Source organism: Mycobacterium sp. DBP42, assembly GCF_005924235.1.
GTDB lineage: Bacteria > Actinomycetota > Actinomycetes > Mycobacteriales > Mycobacteriaceae > Mycobacterium > Mycobacterium syngnathidarum.
In genome coordinates this window covers 129,531-143,735 of sequence record NZ_VCMY01000004.1, presented here as the reverse complement: position 1 = coordinate 143,735, position 14,205 = coordinate 129,531, and the positions used below count along the sequence as shown (strand labels likewise).

Below are 14,205 nucleotides of genomic sequence, written 5' to 3'. Positions count from 1 at the left end.
ATCCATCCGGCGGGGAACTCGGAGCGACGCACAAAAAAAGGGGGCAGCCCGTTACGGGCTACCCCCTGAAACCGTCAGCCGGCTCAGTCGTCGAACCGGCGCCGGAACCGGTCCTCCATCCGCGTGGTGAACGAACCTCCACGCTGACGACGCTGACGCGGCGCACTACCGGACCCCTGAGCCGCGCGGTCACGGCCTCCGGCGACGCGGGGACCCGTGACGGCGAACACCACACCGGCGAACATCGCCACGAAGCCGAAAACCGAAAGAACGGGGAAGCCGCCGAGCCACAGCGACTTCACCGCGACGCCGACGACCAACAACGCCAAACCGAGCACGAACAGAAACGCGCCCTGCAAGCGCCGCCGAGCCGATGGCGCGCGCAAGGTCCCACCGCGAACGCTCGAGGCGAACTTGGGGTCCTCGGCGTAGAGCGCGCTCTCGATCTGATCGAGCATGCGCTGCTCATGATCGGAGAGTGGCATTCGTCCCTCCTTGCCGACGCCGCCGTCGCTTTTCAAAATTTCACATGCCCGCAATTACGGGCACCTAAGCCTAATGATACGAGGTCGATCCGAGCCGTACCACCTTGTTCGGCGTCGATTGTAAGCGGTTCCGGGATCACACCGGTCGATGGGACCGACGGCCTCGCAACCGGATAATGCTGAAGATAATGAGCTCGGTGGACACCGGGCGGGCGAAAGGCGAGGCATTGGCGACGTATCTCATCGATCTGTCGCCGGACGACATGAAGCGCCGGCTTCCCGAGGCGTTGCGCGTGTACGTCGACGCGATGCGCTACCCGCGCGGAACCGAGGAACAGCGCGCCGCCCTCTGGCTCGAACACACGCGGCGCGCGGGCTGGAAATGCGTGGCCGCCGTCGAGGTCACCGGCGCGGGCGCCGAATCCAGCACCGACGCACCACCCGGCCCTGAGACCGCCGGCCTGCTCGACGCCCCGCTGCAGGGGATCGCCTACGGCTACCGCGGAGCGCCGGATCAGTGGTGGCAACAGCAGGTCATCTCCGGCCTGCAGCGGGTCGGCGCCAGCCCCGGAAACATCGCCGAACTGATGGCCAGCTACTTCGAACTCACCGAGCTCCACATCGCGCCCCGCGCGCAAGGTCAGGGCCTCGGCGAGGCCCTGACCAGGCGACTGTTGGCCGGCCGCGCCGAATCCCACGTGTTGTTGTCGACCCCTGAGATCAACGGCGAGGCCAACCGCGCATGGCGGCTGTACCGCCGGCTCGGCTTCACCGACGTGATCCGCGGCTACCACTTCGCCGGCGATCCCCGGCCATTCGCCATCCTCGGTCGCCCACTGCCGCTGTGACATCTGGCACGATGACCAGCGTGCATGTCCGACCACCGAGCCGCCTTCCCAGACGTAGCCGACGGACCCGCTTCCTGACGTTGGTGATGTTGGTGCTGATCCTGCCCATGGTGGTGGGCTGCGTTCGGGTCCGCGCCTCGATCACCGTCTCCCCCGACGACCGGGTGTCCGGCCAGATCATCGCGGCGGCCAAGCCACGGGACGCCGACGACAAGGGCCCGCAACTACTCAACAATCTGCCGTTCGCCAAGAAGGTCGCGGTCTCCGAGTACAGCCGCGACGACTACGTCGGCTCCCAGGCCGTGTTCTCCGATCTCAGCTTCGCCGAACTGCCTCAGCTGGCCGGGATGAGCCGCGACGCCGCAGGAGTCGACATCTCCCTGCGCCGCGCCGGAGACCTGGTGATCCTGGAGGGGCGGGTCGACCTCACCTCGCTGTCGGACCCCGACGCCGACGTTCTGCTGACCGTGTCCTTCCCCGGCGAAGTGACCTCGACCAACGGCGACCAGGTGAGCTCCTCGATCGTGGAATGGAAACTGCGGCCGGGAATCGTCAGCACGATGAACGCCCAGGCCCGCTACACCGACCCGAGCGCCCGGTCGTTCACCACGGCGGCCATCTGGCTCGTCGTCGGCGCATTCCTGGTCGCCGGTGTGATCGGCGCGCTGGCCTGGATGAGCCGCGACACCTCTGCCAAGCCGGGTGACCCGGTCGCAGGCAGCGACTGACCTCACCGCCGCACTCACAGCTACGCCCTCGCTTGGTACAAAACGCGCGGCACGCTCTACTCTGAATGCACTCGGGGGCACATCGTTGACGACAGAAAGGGGCGGGCGCTGAGCGTGCAAACTTCGGCACCGTCGACCGTCGAGCTGGCCCGGGCCGTCACCGACCAACTGCGCGACTATCTGCGTGAGCGCCGCCGCGACAGCGAGTACATCGGAACCGACTACGCCGAGCTGACCGAGGCCCTCGAGGAATTCGTGCTCCGCGGCGGCAAGCGGATGCGCCCGGCCTTCGCCTACTGGGGCTGGCGCGCGGTGATCGACCCGGCCGACCGCCCCGCCGACCCCGACGTGTTGAGGTTGTTCGCCGCGCTGGAGTTGCTGCAGGCCTGTGCCCTGGTGCACGACGACGTCATCGACGACTCGGCCACCCGCCGCGGACTACCCACCGTGCACCGGTTGTTCGCCGACCGGCATCGCGACCGCAACTGGCACGGATCCTCTCGGCAGTTCGGCCTGTCGGCGGCCATCCTGGCCGGCGACCTGGCGCTGGCCTGGGCCGACGACATCGTCGCCGCCGCCGACATCCCGGCCGACGCGCAGAAACGGGTCCAACAGGTCTGGCGCCATATCCGCACCGAGGTGCTCGGCGGCCAGTATCTCGACATCGTCGCGGAGTCCAGCGGTGCCGAATCGGTCGCCTCCGCGATGAACGTCAACACCTACAAGACCGCGTCCTACACGGTCTCCCGGCCGCTGCAGCTGGGTGCCGCCGCGGCTGCCGATCGGCCCGACATCCAGCAGATCTTCCACCAGGTCGGAAACGACCTCGGTGTCGCGTTCCAACTCCGCGACGACGTCCTCGGAGTCTTCGGCGACCCGGCGGTCACCGGTAAGCCCTCCGGCGACGACCTGCGATCGGGCAAGCGCACCGTGCTGCTGGCCGAGGCACTCGAGCTGGCAGACAAGTCCGACCCCGCAGCCGCCGAGCTGCTGCGCACCTCCGTGGGTAGCGAACTGTCCGACGCGCAAGTCGGCGATCTGTGCCGGGCCATCGAGTCGGTCGGCGCGCTGGCCGCAGTCGAAGCCCACATCGAACTTCTCACCCACCGCGCCCTGGACACCTTGGCCGCCGCACCGATCCACGAACAGGCAAAGACCGGCCTTGCCGAGATCGCCCGGTTCGCGGCGAACCGGTCGGCGTAGGAGACCGTCACAACGACATGATCACGCCCTCATGACACGCTTGCCGACCGACACCACGAATACCGGGGTCGCGCAACATCTCTCACGCCTGGCCGGGTTCGCGGTGTCTGCCGACGCCCGCCCGGCCCGATTGGGTTTCCTGGGGGCAGCCCTGCTGACCATCGGCGGGCTCGGCGCGGGCAGCACCCGGTTGCACGATCCGCTCCTGGAGTCACTGCACCTGTCCTGGCTGCGATTCGGGCACGGGCTGGTGTTGTCCTCGATCCTGCTGTGGGCCGGCGTCGCGACGATGCTGATCGCCTGGCTGTGGCTGGGCCGGCGCGTGATCGACCGCACCGCCGGCGAGTACACCATGGTGGCCACCACCGGTTTCTGGCTGGCGCCACTGTTGCTCAGCGTGCCGCTGTTCAGCCGGGACACCTATTCATACCTGGCCCAGGGCGCTCTGCTGCGCGACGGCTTCGACCCGTACGTGGTGGGGCCGGTACAGAATCCGAACATCCTGCTGGACAACGTCAGTCCGATCTGGACCACGACGACCGCACCCTACGGCCCGGCATTCATCCTGGTGGCGAAATTTGTCACGATGCTGGTGGGCGACGACGTGGTCGCCGGCACCATGCTGCTGCGCCTGTGCATGCTGCCCGGGCTGGTGTTGTTGATCTGGGCGACGCAGCGCGTCGCACGGCACATCGGTGCGAGCCCCGCCACTGCCCTGTGGGTCTGCGTGCTCAACCCGTTGGTGATCATCCACCTGATGGGCGGCGTGCACAACGAGATGCTGATGGTCGGGCTCATGATGGCCGGCATCGCGTTGGCGTTCCGACGACACCCGGTCTGGGGCGTCGGCCTGATCGCCATGGCCGTTGCCGTCAAAGCGACCGCGGGACTTGCACTTCCGTTCGTCGTATGGGTCTGGACACGGCAGCTGCGCGACCGTCACGGCCACCCACCGGTCCGGGCATTCGCGCTGGCGACCGCCGCCTCCATGGCGATACTGGCCGCGGTTTTCGCGGTGATGTCCTGGCTGGCCGGCGTCGGCCTGGGCTGGTTGTCCGCCCTCGCCGCAGGCAACGTGAAGATCATCAACTGGCTGACCGTGCCCACCGCCGCGGCCAACCTGATCAACGGCATTGGCGGACTGCTGTTTCCGGTCAACTTCTATGGCGTGCTCGAGATCACCCGGATCATCGGCATCCTCACCATCGTGATCGCCCTGCCGCTGCTGTGGTGGCGTTACCGGCACACCGACCGTGAGGCCCTGATCGGTATCTCGCTGGCCATGGCCGTGGTCGTACTCTTCGTTCCCGCCGCGCTGCCGTGGTACTACACCTGGCCGCTGGCGGTGGCCGCCGCCCTGATCCAGACCCGGCCCGCCATCGCGGTCACCGCCGGGTTGTCCACCTGGATCATGGTGATGTGGAAACCCGATGGGGCGCACGGCATGTACTCGTGGGCACATGTCCTGCTGACCACGGCCTGCGCCGCGGCGGCCTGGTACGCGCTCTACCACGCCCCCGAGGCGCCCGTCGAGACCGACAGCCGACCGTCAGTAAGCTAGCGCCTGCGCGCGACGCAGCACCTCACGCGCCTGGTGGGAGTGCAGTGCGTCAATCGGGCGGGCGTTGGAAATCTGCTCGGCGCGGCCGTCACTGGTGATCGTCAGCGACTCGTCCGGGGTGAACAGCCAGCGCATGATCTCGTTGTCGCGGTAGCCGCCGTCACGCAGCACGACCAGCAACCCGGGCAGGTGCTTGACCACGTGGCCATTGCCGTCGAAGAAGATCTGCGGGACCACCAGCACGCGGTTGCGCCGCACGGCCATCAACTGCCCGTCACGCAGTTGCTGATGCACCTTGGTGACCGGGATGCCGAGCAAATCCGACACCGTGGGTAGGTCGTAGACGGCCTCGTCGGGGGCCAGAACGTCATCGGCCGCTGGAATGCTGCTCACCGCATCGATTCTAGGTCCTCAGCCGCAACTCGTAACATGTGTCCGGTGGGGCAGCAATCGGATCCACTCGTCGGCACGATGCTGGACGGGCGCTACCGCGTGGACACGCCCATCGCCACCGGCGGCATGTCCACCGTCTACCGCGGCCTCGACGTCCGGCTGGACCGCCCCGTGGCCCTGAAGGTGATGGACTCCCGCTACAGCGGCGACAGCCATTTCCTGACCAGGTTCGGCCGCGAGGCCAAGGCCGTGGCCCGATTGAAGGATCCGGGCTTGGTGGCGGTCTACGACCAGGGCGGTGGAGGCAACGCCCAGGAGCCGCCTTTCCTCGTGATGGAGCTGATCGAGGGTGGCACGCTGCGCGAGCTGCTGGCCGAGCGCGGCCCGATGCCCCCGCATGCGGTGGCCGCAGTGCTCGAGCCGGTGCTGGGCGGCCTCGCGGTGGCACACCGCGCCGGACTCGTACACCGCGACATCAAACCTGAGAACGTGCTGATCTCCGACGACGGCGAGGTCAAGATCGCCGACTTCGGTCTGGTGCGCGCCGTGGCCGAGGCCAAGATCACCTCAACCAGCGTGATCCTCGGCACCGCGGCCTATCTGTCTCCCGAGCAGGTCAGTACCGGTGACGCCGACCCACGCAGCGACGTGTACGCGGTCGGCATCCTCACCTACGAACTGCTCACCGGCTTCACACCGTTCACCGGTGACTCCGCCCTCACGGTCGCCTACCAGCGCATGGACAACGACGTGCCCGCACCCAGTACGGTAATCGCCGGGGTGCCAACACAATTCGATCAATTCGTACGCCGCGCCACCGCCCGTGACGCCGCGCACCGGTTCACCGACGCCGACGACATGCGAGCCGAACTGCACGAGATCGTCGACGACCTCGACCTGCCTGCGTTCCGGGTGCCCGCACCGCAGCAGTCCGCACAGCACCTGGCCGCCACCCGCGTGCACGAGCTCGCCGAGCCTGACGATCCGCGGGCCGAGGCCGCCACCGTGGCGACGGCCGCACCTTTGGCCTCGCCGGCGGTGGCGCCCGCGCCGCGCCAGCCCACCCGCGAACTCACCCGAGACCAGCACGATTGGGCACCGATCCCCGCCGACCCCGAATACGCTTTCGGGGCCGCACAATTCGCCGGTGTCGAGATGAGCGAGTTCTACTGGGCTCGCCAGCGCGCCAAACGGGCGCTGGCGTTCTGGGTCATCGCGGTCATCACATTCACCGGACTCGTCACCGCCGCCGCCTGGACGATCGGCAGCAACATCGGCGCACTGCTCTAGCTAGGTCTGCTGGGCGGGACAGGCTTCGACCGGCACCCGCATCTCGATGTCCCCCGACTGATCGAACCGGAACGTGACCTCCACCGACATCGCCGGGCGAACCTTTTCCCGCAGACCTTGGACGGCCGCGACGATCTCCTGTGAGGACTTGGGTCCGATGTCCACTGCGCCTTCGGCCGGTATCCGCACCGCATTCGCCGCGTCGGTGGTGATCGACAACAGGCTTTCGGATCCGGTCGATCTGCCGTTGGTCGCGGTGAACCGCAACTCGGCATCGCTGCCGACCTGGACCGCGCAGTTGCCCGGCATGTGGGCAGGCACGATGTATGCGTTGTCCACCGACGTCAGCGGCGTCTCGGTGTCCTCACCGCGGTTGTCCGGTGTGAAGTCAGCCGTTTCGGAACACGCCGCGGTCAGCAACGCAGAAGTGGCGCCGACGATCGCCCACGTGGTTGCGGTACCCATGCCAATCGGGTACCCAGACCGTCGCTGCCCTACTCGCGCAGCATCTCGGCGACGAGGAATGCCAGCTCCAGGCTCTGCTGCGTGTTGAGTCGCGGGTCGCACGCGGTCTCATAGCGCCCGGCCAGATCCGTATCCGAGATGTCCTGTGCCCCACCGAGACACTCGGTGACGTTCTCGCCGGTGATCTCGACGTGGATACCGCCGGGATGGGTGCCCAGCGCATTGTGCACCTCGAAGAAACCCTGCACCTCGTCGACGATGCGATCGAAGTGCCGGGTCTTGTAGCCCGTCGACGATTCGTGGGTGTTGCCGTGCATCGGGTCGCACTGCCAGATCACCTTGTGACCGGTGGCCTCGACCTTCTGGATGATCGCCGGGAGCAGATCGCGGACCTTGTTGTTGCCCATCCGCGTCACCAGGGTCAGCCGGCCCGGCTCGTTGTTCGGGTCCAGCCGTTCCACGTACTCGACGGCCTGCTCCGGAGTTGTGGTCGGCCCCAGCTTGATTCCGATCGGGTTGGCGATCACCTCGGCCAGCGCCACGTGGGCACCGTCGAGCTGGCGTGTGCGCTCACCGATCCACAGGTAATGCGCGGATTGGTCGTACAACTTGCGCGGTCCGTCCGGGTTCTCGGCCGGGTCGGACAGGCGCAGCATCGCCCGCTCGTAGTCGATCACCAGTGCCTCGTGACTGGCGAAGATGTCGGCCGTCTGCAGATTGCGATCGGCCACCCCGCAGGCGGACATGAACTTCAGGCCCCGGTCGATCTCACCGGCCAACGCCTCGTAGCGGGCGCCCGCGGGCGATGTCCGGACGAACTCGCGGTTCCAGTCGTGCACCAGGTGCAACGAGGCCAACCCCGATGACGTGAGTGCTCGCACCAGGTTCATCGCCGCACTGGCATTGGCATAAGCCCGCACCAGCCGTGACGGATCGTGCTCGCGTACGGCGGCGTCCGGGGCGAAGCCGTTGATCATGTCACCGCGGTAGGACCGCAGGCCCAGCGCGTCCAGGTCGGCCGACCGCGGCTTGGCGTACTGGCCGGCGATACGGGCCACCTTCACCACCGGCATGCTGGCGCCATAGGTCAGCACGACGGCCATCTGCAGCAGCGTGCGGATGTTGGCCCGGATGTGTGGCTCGGTGTTGTCGACGAACGTCTCGGCACAGTCGCCGCCCTGGAGCAGGAACGCCTCACCCCGAGCCACGTCCGCCAGCAGGCCCTTGAGCTTCTCGATCTCCGACGGCACCGTGACCGGCGGCACGCTCTCCAACACGGTGCGCATCGCCTTCGCCGCTTCCGGGTCCCAGCTGGGCTGCTGCACGGCAGGCTTGGCAAGGGCCGCGTCGAGCCGATGACGCTGCTCGTCGCTCAGCGGAGGCAGTGGCGGCAGCTCGTCGATGGGGATGTCAACGGTCCAGTTCACCCGTTCATGGTAACCACCGGTGAACAACCGTTTTCGCCGGTTACGCGGTGCCGGGATCGCGCGCGGGCGCCAGCCCCAAGCCCGTCATCAACTGGAACCGGTGCAGGTTGTGCCGCGCGTCCACCAGGGCGTCATGCGCCTCGGTCGGGCGCGGTGGCATTCGCGGCGATCCGCGGTCCTCCCAGAACTGCCGCAACTCACGGGTGAATCGCGGCATCGCCGGAGGCAGATCGGTCATCGGACCCCACAGCTGGCAGAGCACGACATGGTCGTAAGCACCCACCCAGGCCCACAGCTCGATCGGCTCGTCGCCGTCGATGTCGAAGAAGTCCTCCAGCTCGGACCGGATCTGCCGCCGCGACCGCCACAGCTGCGAGGACGGGGACGGCAGTTTGGGCAGAACGTGCTTGCGCACCCAGCGACCCGCTCGGTCCGGGTTGAATTCGGTCGAGATCGCGTAGTACTCGCGTCCGTCCTCGGCGACGACGCCGATCGAGATCAACTCGATGGTGCGACCGTCGTCGATGAACTCGGTGTCGTAGAAATAGCGCATCAGGCGGTCCGTCCCGGGGCCGGGGCGGCATGGATCTCCCGGTCCAGCTGGGCGTCGACGGCAGCGTCGTCGGGGAACTTCGGCATCCCGGTGATCGCGTCCTGTAGCCACAGTTTGGCCTGCACCACGGGCCGGCGCAGCCAGCGCTCCCGTTCCAGCGCGCGGTGCATCTTGCGAGGACGGCTGGTGTAGCGCCAGCGCGCCCACGGCGCATGCGGCCGCGACAGCCGGACCGCTCCGACGAACAACAACGGGGTTATGAACATACCCACCAATCCAGTCCAGACCTTGCCCTTGAGCAGGACCACCACCGCCAGCAGCAAGGTCAGCACCGCCATCGCGACCACGAGTGCTCGCACGGCCGGCGACTGGTCCTCACGCCAGATACCGATATCAAAGAATGACAGCGGATTGAAACCGAGGATCAACAGCCCCGCCACCGCGACCGCGGCGAACACCGCGTCTACCGAGGTACGGCCGTCCTCGGCCCAATACACGTCCGAAAGGTGCAGGATCAGCGCGAACTCGTCGAGCACCAGGGCCGCTCCGATGCCGAAGAACACCGCTGCCACGGTGAACTCCGCCACCCCGCCGCTGACCGCCAGCGTCACCATCGTCACGCCCGACACCATCACCAAAACGACCCCGATCACCATGTGGTGGATGTGCACCGAGCCGTGCCCCATGTTGCGCGGCTGCCACCACCTGGGCGGACGGTCGCTGCCGGCATTGCGGCGGATGTAGCGCACCACGATGCGGGTCACGAAGAACGTGAGAATGAACGCCACCAGGCAGCACAGCAAAGGCAGGCGATCGCGGGCGAGGAAATCGAGATGAACGGTCGCGTGCACGCCCAAAGAACTTACGCCGACCTGCGCGCGTCGCGAGTGCGGTTGCGCAGTCCGCGGGCTACCCCCGATAGTCTGTTCAGAACATGAGTAAGCGGCAGTCGCCCGGCGCAGCTGGTTGGGCACCGACGATCGGGTGGCGGCTTTTTCAGTTGCTCACAGTGGCCGGGCTGATCCTGGTTGGCTGGCGGCTACTGGGCCACGTGCCCTATCGCATCGACATCGACGTGTACCGGATGGGCGGGCGGGCCTGGTTGGACAACCAACCGCTGTATGCCGACGGCGCCATCTTCCACACCCAGGGCGGCCTCGATCTGCCGTTCACCTATCCACCGCTCGCGGCAATCCTGTTCGCGCCGTTCGCCTGGCTGTCGTTGCCTGCGGCCAGCGTGGCGATCACCGCCACCACCCTGGTCCTCCTGATCATCTCGATGGTCATCGTGCTGACGCGCCTGAACATCTGGCCCGAAACCACGATCACCCCGGAGCCGGCCTGGCTGCGTCGCTGCTGGTTGGCGACCGCGCTGGTGGCACCCGCGGTCATCTGGCTGGAGCCGATCCGGTCGAACTTCGAATTCGGTCAGATCAATGTGGTCCTGATGACGCTGGTGATCGCCGACTGTGTACCGCGCCGGACTCCGTGGCCCCGCGGCATGCTGCTGGGCCTGGCGATCGCGCTCAAACTCACTCCCGCGGTGTTCGTTCTGTATTTCCTGCTGCGTCGCGACTTCCGCACACTGCTGCGGACCGGAGCCGCCGCGGTGGTGGCGACCGTAGCGGGATTCGTCCTGGCCTGGACGGACTCGATCGAGTACTGGACGGAGACGGTGCGCAACACCGACCGGATCGGAACGGCCACCCTCAACACGAATCAGAACATCGCGGGCACGCTGGCGCGGCTCGGCCTGTCCGAGGGGCCGCGGTTCGCGTTGTGGGTGATCGCCTGCTTCGCGGTGCTGGCTCTGACGGTTTGGGCGGTTCGGCGTGTCCTGCGCTCCGGCCTCGACGAGGGGCCGGTGGTCGCGCTGATCTGTGTCGCGATGTTCGGCCTGGTGGTCTCGCCGGTGTCGTGGTCACACCACTGGGTGTGGTCACTGCCTGCCCTGGTGGTCACCGGCGTCCTCGCCTACCGGATGCGCCAGACACATCTGGCCGCGCTGCGCCTGGCCGCGGTGACGCTGATCGGATTCGCCTTGATGGTGTGGACACCGATCGCACTGCTGACCCCACACCACGAGACCGCGGCGTCAGTCGTCCGGCAACTGGCCGCCGATTCCTACCTCTGGTGGGCACTCGCGGTCATCGCGGTGATCGGAGTCGTCTCCACTCCCCGGGCGGGCAAGACTGCTGCGGCGCCCGCCACCCCGCTGGTTCACCTCAGCGGCGGCGAAAGCGCCTAACCCGCAGCGGCGTGCGGCAGCCGGGAAGCCGGCTTGCTCGCGTCGACCGGCTGGCCGTTGGTCTGTTGCGCGCTCTCCTTGACCGCTGCCGCGTAGATGTCGACGTATTCCTGACCGGACAGATCCATCAGGTCGTACATCACCTCGTCGATCACGGCGCGCTCGATGAAACGGTTGCCCGCCAGGCCGTCGAACCGGCTGAAGTCCATCGGCTCACCAAACCTGACCTCGACCCGGCCGAACCGAAGCCCCTTGGACCCCGGCGGATTGACCACGTCGGTGCCGACCATGGCCACCGGGATCACGGGCACACCGGTCTCCAGCGCCAATCTGGCCAGCCCGGTCTTGCCCTTGTAGAGTCGGCCGTCCGGTGAGCGGGTGCCCTCGGGATACATCCCGAGCAGCTTTCCCTCGCCCAGGATGCGCTTGGCGGTGATCAGCGCCGCCTGCGCCGAATCGGCATCGGTGCGGTCGATGGGCACCTGGCCCACGACGGTGTAGAACCAGGCCAGGAACCGGCCCTTGATCCCGGTGCCGGTGAAGTACTCCTGCTTGGCCAGGAATGTGATGCGGCGGCTGACCACCAGCGGAAGATAGAAACTGTCCATCACCGCCAGGTGATTACTGGCCAAGATGGCTGGACCGTCGGCCGGAACATGTTCCAGCCCAGTGATTTTGGGGCGACCCAACACGGCCAGCAAGGGGCCCAACAGGATGTACTTGAACAGCCAATACCACATGGACCCTCCACTTGTGCGCACTGCGCAATGCTCTGCGACAACTGTACCCAGGCCATGTTGTGGCTACCACAGCAAGCCCTGTATGCCTGCTGTGTCTCAGCAGTACAGCAAATTGCTCAATCCGCTCAATCTTCGAAGGTGACCGGGATGTGCTGGTAGCGGCCGGGCGACGGCGGGGACGGATAGTCGTCGGGTGGCGGTGTATCGGGACCGCCGCCGGGTGGCGGGCTACCCCCGCCTGGGCCGTCATCTGGCCCGTCGGTTCCGTCGGCTCGTCCATCGTCGAGAACCGCACGGATCACCGTCAGCAGGGCCACGCTGTGCTCACCGATCACCGACAGCAGCGGATGCTGCTCACCGTTGATCACCGCGGCCAGTGCACACACCGGACACCACACCTGCTGACACTTGCCCGGGCTGCCGTCGGCCGAGGCCGCGAAGCTGGCCGCGGCCAACCGCACCGCCGGGTCAAGCCGGTCGAGAATCTCCTGCGCCAATTGCCGCAGCTCCGAACCCAGCTCGGGATGAGGTCCCGTCATGCCGGCCACACCTCCGGATTCGGACGAAAACGTACCGTCAGCTCACTACCGCGCAATTGCGCATCTGTCACGATGCAACGACGCAGGACAGAGGCCAACCGCACCCGGCGCCGCATGCCCGCAACACCGATGATCAAGTCGTCATCGACACGACCCAACGTGAGGTCGGCCGAATCGATCTGCGGCAACTCTAGCCGCATCCGGTACACCGCTTCGAGTCCAGACCCCGACTCTCGGTCGACGATGGGCCGCAACGGGCCCGGCGGCGGCGACCCGTCGCGCCGTCGCGCCCGGTCGATCAACTCTCCCAGCGCCTTGGGGCCGATCGGCTCCCCCGGCACATGCGGCACGAGCACCAACTGCACGTCACCGATGCCGGCATCGAGACCGTCGAGCACCGACTGCTGTTCGGCGATCCGCTCGGTGTACCAGTCGAAGGCGGGATGGGCGGGAAGATTCTGATACTCGAACGAATCATCTTGCACCAAAATCTGATTGACGATGATCTCGGTAACCTCGACGCCCATCAGGGCAAGCGAACCCAATGTTCGCGCTGCCTCGGCCGCCACCACCCGCTCGGGGGTGAGCACCAGATGGGCGCTCACCCGGGATCCGTCGGTGAGCAGGGCACCCAGTTTGCGGATGCCGGCATCCACCCGCTCGATCAAGGCGACGATGGCCGCGCTGACCGCGTCCGGCGAACCCGAGAGGCGGCGGTGCCGTGGCCAGGCCCGCTCGAGATACAGGCCGAACGTCTCCGGCAACGTGAGCATCCGCAACGCATCGGCGGTCGAAGCACAGTCCACGACCACGTGATCCCAGCGACCAGAATCGGCGAGCTCCCCCACCTCGTGCAGCCCGAGCACCTCCTGAATTCCCGGTAGCGCCGAAAGTTCTTCAGGAGCAACATCTCCCAGATCGGAATCGGGGAAGCGAGCTGCCAGCGGGCCGGCCGTCTCAACCCAGCGGGCACCCAGCAGGGCCAGCGTGTCGAGCGCAAGGGCGTCGAGCACGCCGCCCGCTTCGGCCGATCCGGCGTCCAGATCGCAGAGCACCCGAGTGGGGGCCCGCAGACCTGTGGGGGCGAGCGTGATCCCCAGTACATCGCCCGTGGAATGCGCCTGATCGGTCGACACGATCAGCACCCGCTGTCCCGACGCGGCGTCACGGACCGCGGTTGCCGTCGCCAGCGTCGACTTACCTACCCCACCCTTGCCGACGAACAGGCTGATCCTCGCGGGAGAAGGTGCGCTTCCGTCCGGCGAAGTCACTCAGCCTCTACTCGTTTCTTGAGGTCTTTGAGTGCGGTGTCGGTGAGCCGCCGCTCGGCCTTGCGTTTGAGCAGACCGATCATCGGGATCATCAGGTCGACCGAGAGCTCATACGTCACCTCGGTGCCAGATCCCTTGGGCGCCAACCGGTATGTCCCCTCCAGCGCCCGCAACAGCGAACTGGATACCAGCGACCAGGTCACCGACTTGCGGTCGGCCGGCCACACGTAGGCCAGCACCATGGTGTCTTTGAGCACCGCGGCATCGAGCACGAGCCTCGCGGTCTTGGGATTTCCCTGCGGGTCTGTCTCGAGGACCTCGGCTTCTTTGTATTCGGCGACCCACTGCGGGTACGAGCCGATATCGGCGATGACATCCATCACCGTCGCCGGCTCAGCGTCGATGTAGATGGTTTGTGTCGTCTTGTCGGCCACCGCGTCGCCCTTCTCCCCGC

Annotated in this window: 16 protein-coding genes; 6 read left to right on the top strand and 10 right to left on the bottom strand. The window is 67.0% G+C overall.

Features of this window, described 5'->3' with window-relative positions:
* Nucleotides 1–83 precede the first annotated feature (83 nt).
* Entirely contained in the window at nucleotides 84–485 is a 402-nt protein-coding gene (locus tag E0T84_RS06680; RefSeq protein WP_070185306.1) for a DUF3040 domain-containing protein, read from the bottom strand.
* A gap of 227 nt (nucleotides 486–712) precedes the next feature.
* On the opposite strand from E0T84_RS06680, the gene E0T84_RS06675 reads away from it, so the two are divergent.
* From E0T84_RS06675 to E0T84_RS06660, 4 genes are all read left to right on the top strand, one after another.
* Nucleotides 713–1,333, top strand: a complete 621-nt coding sequence (locus tag E0T84_RS06675) for an N-acetyltransferase (protein WP_070943541.1) — start codon at nucleotides 713–715, stop codon at nucleotides 1,331–1,333.
* An 11-nt stretch (nucleotides 1,334–1,344) separates the two neighbouring features.
* On the top strand, nucleotides 1,345–2,061 hold the full coding sequence (locus tag E0T84_RS06670) for a DUF3153 domain-containing protein (protein ID WP_070185307.1): 717 nt from the start codon (nucleotides 1,345–1,347) through the stop codon (nucleotides 2,059–2,061).
* A gap of 114 nt (nucleotides 2,062–2,175) precedes the next feature.
* A complete protein-coding gene (idsA2, locus tag E0T84_RS06665) occupies nucleotides 2,176–3,264 on the top strand; it encodes a bifunctional (2E,6E)-farnesyl/geranyl diphosphate synthase (protein WP_070185308.1) in 1,089 nt (362 codons plus the stop codon).
* A 31-nt stretch (nucleotides 3,265–3,295) separates the two neighbouring features.
* Nucleotides 3,296–4,825 (top strand): alpha-(1->6)-mannopyranosyltransferase A, encoded by a 1,530-nt coding sequence (locus tag E0T84_RS06660; protein WP_070185309.1) that lies wholly within the window; start codon nucleotides 3,296–3,298, stop codon nucleotides 4,823–4,825.
* Here the strand turns inward: E0T84_RS06660 and E0T84_RS06655 are convergent.
* Nucleotides 4,814–5,218, bottom strand: a complete 405-nt coding sequence (locus E0T84_RS06655; protein ID WP_070185310.1) for an Rv2175c family DNA-binding protein — start codon at nucleotides 5,216–5,218, stop codon at nucleotides 4,814–4,816. The two genes, E0T84_RS06660 and E0T84_RS06655, sit on opposite strands and share 12 nt — an antisense overlap.
* A 36-nt stretch (nucleotides 5,219–5,254) precedes the next feature.
* Between E0T84_RS06655 and E0T84_RS06650 the strand changes: the two genes are divergently transcribed.
* Nucleotides 5,255–6,508: a protein kinase gene (locus tag E0T84_RS06650; protein WP_070185311.1), complete on the top strand. Its 1,254-nt coding sequence runs from the start codon at nucleotides 5,255–5,257 to the stop codon at nucleotides 6,506–6,508.
* Here the strand turns inward: E0T84_RS06650 and E0T84_RS06645 are convergent, their stop codons facing one another.
* From E0T84_RS06645 to E0T84_RS06630, 4 genes are read right to left on the bottom strand one after another with little or no spacing between them, the layout of a single operon-like run.
* A complete protein-coding gene (locus E0T84_RS06645; RefSeq protein ID WP_070185312.1) occupies nucleotides 6,509–6,973 on the bottom strand; it encodes a hypothetical protein in 465 nt (154 codons plus the stop codon). It abuts the gene before it with no gap.
* Nucleotides 6,974–7,002: 29 nt separating this feature from the next.
* Nucleotides 7,003–8,400 (bottom strand): class II 3-deoxy-7-phosphoheptulonate synthase, encoded by a 1,398-nt coding sequence (locus E0T84_RS06640; protein ID WP_070185313.1) that lies wholly within the window; start codon nucleotides 8,398–8,400, stop codon nucleotides 7,003–7,005.
* Nucleotides 8,401–8,440: 40 nt separating this feature from the next.
* Complete coding sequence (locus E0T84_RS06635; RefSeq protein ID WP_070185314.1) at nucleotides 8,441–8,953, bottom strand: polyadenylate-specific 3'-exoribonuclease AS; 513 nt, start codon at nucleotides 8,951–8,953, stop codon at nucleotides 8,441–8,443.
* On the bottom strand, nucleotides 8,953–9,804 hold the full coding sequence (locus E0T84_RS06630) for a hypothetical protein (protein WP_070185315.1): 852 nt from the start codon (nucleotides 9,802–9,804) through the stop codon (nucleotides 8,953–8,955). The genes E0T84_RS06635 and E0T84_RS06630 overlap by 1 nt, the downstream gene beginning before the upstream one ends.
* 83 nt (nucleotides 9,805–9,887) lie before the next feature.
* Here E0T84_RS06630 and E0T84_RS06625 point away from each other — a divergent pair, with 83 nt between their 5' ends.
* Nucleotides 9,888–11,201 carry a glycosyltransferase 87 family protein gene (locus E0T84_RS06625; RefSeq protein WP_138744077.1) on the top strand — a complete coding sequence of 438 codons (1,314 nt, stop codon included), beginning with the start codon at nucleotides 9,888–9,890 and terminating at the stop codon, nucleotides 11,199–11,201.
* Here E0T84_RS06625 and E0T84_RS06620 read toward each other — a convergent pair.
* The 4 genes from E0T84_RS06620 to E0T84_RS06605 form a co-directional block, all read right to left on the bottom strand.
* Nucleotides 11,198–11,941, bottom strand: a complete 744-nt coding sequence (locus tag E0T84_RS06620; RefSeq protein WP_070185317.1) for a 1-acyl-sn-glycerol-3-phosphate acyltransferase — start codon at nucleotides 11,939–11,941, stop codon at nucleotides 11,198–11,200. The two genes, E0T84_RS06625 and E0T84_RS06620, sit on opposite strands and share 4 nt — an antisense overlap.
* 125 nt (nucleotides 11,942–12,066) lie before the next feature.
* Complete coding sequence (locus E0T84_RS06615; RefSeq protein WP_070185336.1) at nucleotides 12,067–12,480, bottom strand: hypothetical protein; 414 nt, start codon at nucleotides 12,478–12,480, stop codon at nucleotides 12,067–12,069.
* Complete coding sequence (locus E0T84_RS06610) at nucleotides 12,477–13,751, bottom strand: ArsA family ATPase (RefSeq protein ID WP_110764911.1); 1,275 nt, start codon at nucleotides 13,749–13,751, stop codon at nucleotides 12,477–12,479. The genes E0T84_RS06615 and E0T84_RS06610 overlap by 4 nt, the downstream gene beginning before the upstream one ends.
* Nucleotides 13,748–14,185, bottom strand: coding sequence for an SRPBCC family protein (locus E0T84_RS06605; RefSeq protein WP_070185318.1), 438 nt, complete (start codon nucleotides 14,183–14,185; stop codon nucleotides 13,748–13,750). Before E0T84_RS06605 ends, E0T84_RS06610 begins: the two co-directional genes overlap by 4 nt.
* Nucleotides 14,186–14,205 lie beyond the last annotated feature (20 nt).